At 37.7% G+C, this 6,000-nt stretch carries 6 protein-coding genes; 4 read left to right on the top strand and 2 right to left on the bottom strand.

The window, feature by feature from the left end; genetic code table 11:
• Positions 1-192 precede the first annotated feature (192 nt).
• Positions 193-348, bottom strand: a complete 156-nt coding sequence (locus tag BCR24_RS16845; RefSeq protein WP_167351670.1) for a hypothetical protein — start codon at positions 346-348, stop codon at positions 193-195.
• A 210-nt stretch (positions 349-558) separates the two neighbouring features.
• Entirely contained in the window at positions 559-1,488 is a 930-nt protein-coding gene (gene pplA / locus BCR24_RS06495; RefSeq protein WP_069639748.1) for an extracellular electron transfer flavoprotein PplA, read from the bottom strand.
• Positions 1,489-1,754: 266 nt separating this feature from the next.
• Here pplA and BCR24_RS06490 point away from each other — a divergent pair, with 266 nt between their 5' ends.
• The 4 genes from BCR24_RS06490 to BCR24_RS06475 all read left to right on the top strand — a co-directional run bounded on the left by BCR24_RS06490 (position 1,755) and on the right by BCR24_RS06475 (position 5,791).
• Positions 1,755-3,656, top strand: a complete 1,902-nt coding sequence (locus BCR24_RS06490; RefSeq protein WP_069639747.1) for an NAD(P)/FAD-dependent oxidoreductase — start codon at positions 1,755-1,757, stop codon at positions 3,654-3,656.
• A 109-nt stretch (positions 3,657-3,765) separates the two neighbouring features.
• On the top strand, positions 3,766-4,188 hold the full coding sequence (locus BCR24_RS06485) for a NusG domain II-containing protein (RefSeq protein ID WP_069639746.1): 423 nt from the start codon (positions 3,766-3,768) through the stop codon (positions 4,186-4,188).
• 16 nt (positions 4,189-4,204) lie between these two features.
• The gene (locus BCR24_RS06480) at positions 4,205-4,765 is read left to right on the top strand and encodes a Gx transporter family protein (RefSeq protein ID WP_034683622.1); all 561 of its coding nucleotides are present in this window, start codon (positions 4,205-4,207) and stop codon (positions 4,763-4,765) included.
• Positions 4,766-4,804: 39 nt separating this feature from the next.
• On the top strand, positions 4,805-5,791 hold the full coding sequence (locus BCR24_RS06475) for a polyprenyl synthetase family protein (RefSeq protein ID WP_069639745.1): 987 nt from the start codon (positions 4,805-4,807) through the stop codon (positions 5,789-5,791).
• Positions 5,792-6,000 lie beyond the last annotated feature (209 nt).

The raw sequence follows: 6,000 nt of genomic DNA, 5'->3' as shown, positions 1-6,000 counted from the left end.
CATAGCATTTGGTGATTCCTAGTAAGGTTACTTCGCTCCCTTTGGTCGCCAAGTACTGTTCATCATCTGCTCTGGCATAGCCAGTCGCAGTGATTCATTGCGTCACTGATTACCTCTTGATGTTTTGGATCATAGCATTTGGTGATTCCTAGTAAGGTTACTTCGCTCCCTTTGGTCGCCAAGTACTGTTCATCATCTGCTCTGGCATAGCCAGTCGCAGTGATTCATTGCGTCACTGATTACCTCTTGATGTTTTGGATCATAGCATTTGGTGATTCCTAGTAAGGTTACTTCGCTCCCTTTGGTCGCCAAGTACTGTTCATCATCTGCTCTGGCATAGCCAGTCATGGTGATTCATTGCGTCACTGATTACCTCTTGATGTTTTGGATCATAGCATTTGGTGATTCCTAGTAAGGTTACTTCGCTCCCTTTGGTCGCCAAGTACTGTTCATCATCTGCTCTGGCATAGCCAGTCGCAGTGATTCACAGCAAAAAGCAGAATCCAATCTAGTACTGGATTCTGCCCATAATTATCTTCTAATTTGTACTATGACAAATTATTTTTTCATTACGATATTATCTACAACGATTTCGTTAGTGTCGCCTTTTTCAGCAGCGTTTACTAATTGTTCTGCGTAGATTACGAATGAGTGGGAGCTGTGAGTTGCACCTGTTACGACTTCAACATTTGCAGCTGATCCGTCTTCTTCGTTCATTGCTTTAACTAATTCTTCATTCAACGTTTTGATGTATTCAGCAGGGCCTACGTCTGATTTGTCTTTCATGTTTTTGTTATAGTCAGCATCATCTTTTTTAGATTTGCCTTCATCATTCACGTTATCGTAGTTAGACTCTGTTACTTTACCATCTTTAACAACGATTGAAAATTCTGTGTGGTAGCCGTTTGAGTTATTTTTTTCTTTCAATGCATACGTACCATCTTTAAGGTCAGCACCATTATCGATTTCGATTGTTTTAGTGTCGCCAGCTTGAGCTGCTTGGATCAATTGTTGTGCATAGTTTTGGAATGATTCACTAGAATGAGTCGCACCAGTTACAACTTCTACACCGTCAGCGCTTTGAGCTTTCACGAAAGAATCGTTTAATTCTTTGATATATTCAGCAGGGCCTACGCCTGATTTATCTTTCATATTTTTTTCGTAGTCTTTATCATCCGCTTTTGATTTACCATCAGCGTTGATATTATCGTATTTAGATTCAGTGATTTTACCATCTTTAACAGTCATTTCAAATGTAGCACGGTAACCGTTAGATTCATTTTTTTCTTCTAATTTATACGTACCATCTTGTAAATCTGCGCCAGCTTCTTTTTCTCCTGCTGTAGAAGATTCAACTGTTTTTGAAGTTGCAGTATCTGTTTCAGAAGATTTTGCTGTATCTTTTTTGTCGTCTGATCCACATGCTGCTAATAAAAGAGATGAAAGTGCGATAGCTGTGAAGCCCTTTACAATTTTGTTCATTTTCATTTTTGTTCACCTTTTCCTTTTCTTAAACATTCACAATTTTTGTTTGTGATATAATTTACATTCTATAGAAAATTACAATTATGTCAATTAAAGTTATAAAAGAAAAACAAAATTTTACTCGTTTTTCACGTCTTTTTAATAAAAAAAATTTATTTCCTATATTTAAGAATTGTTATTAGACAAAACCCCAAAATCGCTATATAATGAATTCAATTGTGTAATTATTATCATTTTTTATTTTATTTATCTTAAGGAGCGGATTATCAATGACAAAGCAAAAAATTGTCGTTGTGGGAGCTGGGTATGCTGGAGTTTCAGCAACTAAATTTTTAGCCAAAAAATTAAAAAAAGATTCTGACGTTGAGATTACCTTAATTGATCGTCATTCTTACCACACCATGATGACTGAGTTACACGAAGTAGCCGGAGGGCGTGTTGAACCTTCTGCAATTCAATATGATTTACAACGCCTATTTTCACGTAAAAAGAATGTTACCCTTGTCACAGACACTGTAACTGGTATCGATAAAGCCAAAAAAGTGGTTCAAACGAAGTTAGGTTCTTATGAATTTGACCAATTGATCATCGGTATGGGGGGCGAACCAAATGATTTTGGAACTCCTGGAGTGAAAGAACATGGATTTACTTTATGGTCTTTTGAAAACTCTCTGAAAATTCGTGAACATATTTTGGAAACAGTTGAAAAAGCAGCAATCGAACCAGATCCAGAAGTTCGTAAAGCAATGCTGACATTTGTTGTCTGCGGTTCAGGATTTACTGGGATTGAAATGGTCGGCGAACTGATCGACTGGAAAGATCGTCTTGCAAAGGACTTCAAACTTGATCCAAATGAATTTACATTAATGGTCGTTGAAGCAATGCCGACAATCTTAAACATGTTATCTCGCAATGATGCAGCGAAAGCTGAACGTTATTTAGAAAAGAAAAATGTTAAATTACTTCTTAACGCGCCAATCGTTGAAGTCGCTGCAGATCACATTAAATTAAAAGATGGCTCTTCTGTTGCAACACACACACTGATTTGGACAGCTGGTGTTAAAGCAACTTCTGATGCTGCTGACTTCGGTTTAGAATCAGCTCGTGGCAATCGTTTGATCGCAAATGAATTCATGCAAGCCAAAGGTTATGAAGACAAAAATATTTATGTTGTTGGTGACTTGGTTTATTACGAAGAGTTCCCTGAAACACCAACACCACAAATTGTTCAAGCTGCCGAACAGACAGGTCATACTGCCGCTGCGAATATTGTGGCTGACATCAAAGGTAGTGAAAAACACAAATTCAAAGGGAATTATCAAGGATTCATGGTTTCTGTCGGCTCTAAATGGGGTGTGGCAAACTTATTTGATAAAATTCACCTTAGCGGTTTCTTAGCAATCATTATGAAACACATCGTTAACTTGAAATATTTCTTTGATATCCGTTCTGGCTATTACATGTTCCAATATATCATGCACGAGTTCTTCCATATTAAAGACGACCGCAATGTAACACGTGGACATTCATCTCGTTATGGTAATGTTTTATGGAGCGTTCCTTTGCGTGTGTTCTACGGTATGGTTTGGTTAGTCGAATCTATGAAGAAAATTGTCGGAACTGGTGATTACTTAAAACCGAGTACTTGGTTTGGTGATGGTTCATGGTTTACCGATAAAGTAGCCTTCCCATTCCCATGGTTACAAGAACAAGTAACAACAGGTGCATCTGCTGCAGGAGCTGAAACAACTGAGACTACAGCAAAAGCTGCTCAATTTGGTTTAAGCTATGCCTATGGTGAAGAACCAATGCAAGTCTTCGAACATATGCCTAAATGGTTTGAAAGTGTGATGAAATTCATGATGCCTAACCAAGAAGTTGCGTTATTCATGCAAAAATTCATGACGATCGTTGAAGTCTTGATTGCTTTAGCCTTGATTGCTGGATTGTTCACTTGGATAAGTAGTGCAGCTACAATCGGTTTAACAATTGCCTTCTGTCTATCAGGTATGTTCTATTGGGTAAACATCTGGTTTATCTTTGTAGCCTTCGCTTTAATGAATGGCTCTGGACGCGCACTTGGTTTAGACCGCTGGGTTATCCCTTGGGTACAACGTACACTAGGTAAATGGTGGTATGGAACACCTAAATCCAGATATACCAGTAAATAATTACTTTTTATAGTAAAAGTCTAAGAGAGTTCTAGGTTTACTCCTAGAACTTTCTTTTCTCATTATGATAGAATACAGAACAATAAAAACTATAAGGGAGAGGAAAGAGTTGGATTTAAAAGAATTTATTCAGAAAAGTTATTTACGTCCTTGGGATATTGCCATTATTTTACTTTTAACAATTAGCTCTTTCTTGCCTCTTGTTGTTTTTGGTATACAAAATACTGGAACAGATGATGCAACAAAACAAGCAGTCTTAAAAGTAGATGGAGAAGTCATCAAAGTCTTTGAATTGAAAGAAGATGGTCCCACCTATACATATAAATATGAAGCAGCTGATGGTGATTATAATGTAATAGAAGTGAGCGGTGACAGAATCCGTATGGTTGAAACAAATTGCGGAGATCAAATTTGCGTACAGCGAGGGTGGATATCTAAAGCTGGCGAAACACCGATCGCGTGTTTACCCCACAACTTATTCATTACAGTTGAGGCTTCTGACGGGAGTGAGGATGGCAGTTTGATTTATTAAACATCGCCAGTATACTATGAGCAAATTACAAAAAAATATCTATATTTCCATGTTAGTCGCTCAAGGTGTGATAATTGGATTGATAGAAAATATGATTCCCTATCCTTTTGCTTTCGCTCCAGGTGCAAAATTAGGGCTAGCAAACTTGATTACGATCATTGCTATTTTCACGATGCGCAAAAGAGATAGTTTCTTTTTAGTTTGTATGCGCCTGATTTTAACAACCTTACTTGGTGGTACAATTTCTACCTTCTTTTACAGTGCTAGTGGTGCATTACTTAGCTATTTAGGTATGCTCATCATCATGCAGTTAGGCCCAAAACGTGTCAGTATTATCGGAATCAGTGCAGCCGGCGGTTTTTTACATAATGTTGGACAACTATTGACCACTTGTTTCTTTGCTCAATCGTGGGCTCCGATGCTTTATCTACCGTTTCTTTCATTTATCGGCTTACTATCCGGAATCGCGATAGGAATAGCAGCAAATTACCTATTACGCCATGTTCAAACCTTACGGCAATTTCAATTAAATTACGAATCGACAACGAAACATAAATGGAGCCAATATTTCCAATAACATTTTGGCTTGACTGAGTACAATCGAAGGAGTCATCTTATGAACATTCATCCTATGTGGAAAACATATCCTGAACTAGCTAAAGAATTAAATACTACACTGAAGCTGATGGAAAATAGCGTTAATTTAAAAAATAAAGAGGTCGAAAATGCTGTTATGTCCATGATCCACTCTGGCGGCAAACTATTACGACCAGCATACCAACTTTTATTTTCACAATTTGGCGAGAATAGAGAGAGCAAAAAAGCTATTGCTTTAGCTGCAGCTATCGAGTTACTGCACACTGCAACGCTGATTCACGATGATATTGTAGATGATTCAGATATCAGACGCAGCTTGCCAACTATACGTTCTCAATTCGGTAATAGTACAGCCGTTTATGCTGGTGATTATTTATTTGTCAGCTGTTTTAAACTACTTGCTGACTATTCATCATCTTTAAAGAGTATTCAACTGAATTCTAGAAGTATGGAAAAAATATTGAGCGGTGAATTGGGCCAAATGGATAATCGCTATAATCTTGATATGACGATCGATCAATACCTTGAAAATATTTCTGGTAAAACTGCTGAGCTTTTTTCATTAAGTTGCTTCGTCGGTGCCTACGAAAGTGGAACTTCAGAGCGGTTTGCTAAAAATTGTGGACAGATCGGGGAGAATATCGGGATTGCTTTTCAAATTATCGATGATGTCTTGGATTATACCCAAAGCCCTGAACAAATTGGCAAGCCAGTACTGGAAGATGTCCGCCAAGGGATTTATTCATTGCCACTTTTATATGCTTTAGAAGAAGGCCGTAGAACGTTACTTCCTTACCTTGAAAAAGGAGAAGCGCTAACAGACACTGAGACAAATAAAATCTACGAACTTGTTCATTCGTTTGGCGGTGTCACTAAAGCGCAAAAACTTGCTGAAAAGTATACACAACAAGCTTTGAAAGGTATTACTAAATTACCTGAAACATCTACTGATGCTAAAAATAAATTGTTCACAATCACACAGGCTATTCTTGCACGAACAAATTAAAATAGGTTAGGCCATTATCAATGATAGGCCTAACCTATTTTTGTTACCGCCATCTGAGGGTAGCATCCACGCCAAGTGTCGAAGAACAGTCAATCACTTTCTCTTTACCGCTTTTTAACTTAAATTTCACCCGATAATAGGTCCCTTTTCGATACTGCTTTGTGCCAAACCGTTTGCATGATGACAAAGTCATCTCTTTTTATAATAAC

The sequence above is a fragment of the Enterococcus ureilyticus genome, from assembly GCF_001730315.1.
GTDB classification, from domain to species: Bacteria; Bacillota; Bacilli; order Lactobacillales; family Enterococcaceae; genus Enterococcus_L; species Enterococcus_L ureilyticus.
This window is presented reverse-complemented; position numbering and strand designations above follow the sequence as displayed.

Bases quoted from the DNA above. Each gene is read 5' to 3' on its own strand.
- BCR24_RS06480 (WP_034683622.1), top strand. From the start codon at position 4,205: ATGAGCAAATTACAAAAAAATATCTATATTTCCATGTTAGTCGCTCAA.
- BCR24_RS06490 (WP_069639747.1), top strand. From the start codon at position 1,755: ATGACAAAGCAAAAAATTGTCGTTGTGGGAGCTGGGTATGCTGGAGTT.
- BCR24_RS16845 (WP_167351670.1), bottom strand. From the start codon at position 348: ATGACTGGCTATGCCAGAGCAGATGATGAACAGTACTTGGCGACCAAA.
- pplA (WP_069639748.1), bottom strand. From the start codon at position 1,488: ATGAAAATGAACAAAATTGTAAAGGGCTTCACAGCTATCGCACTTTCA.
- BCR24_RS06475 (WP_069639745.1), top strand. From the start codon at position 4,805: ATGAACATTCATCCTATGTGGAAAACATATCCTGAACTAGCTAAAGAA.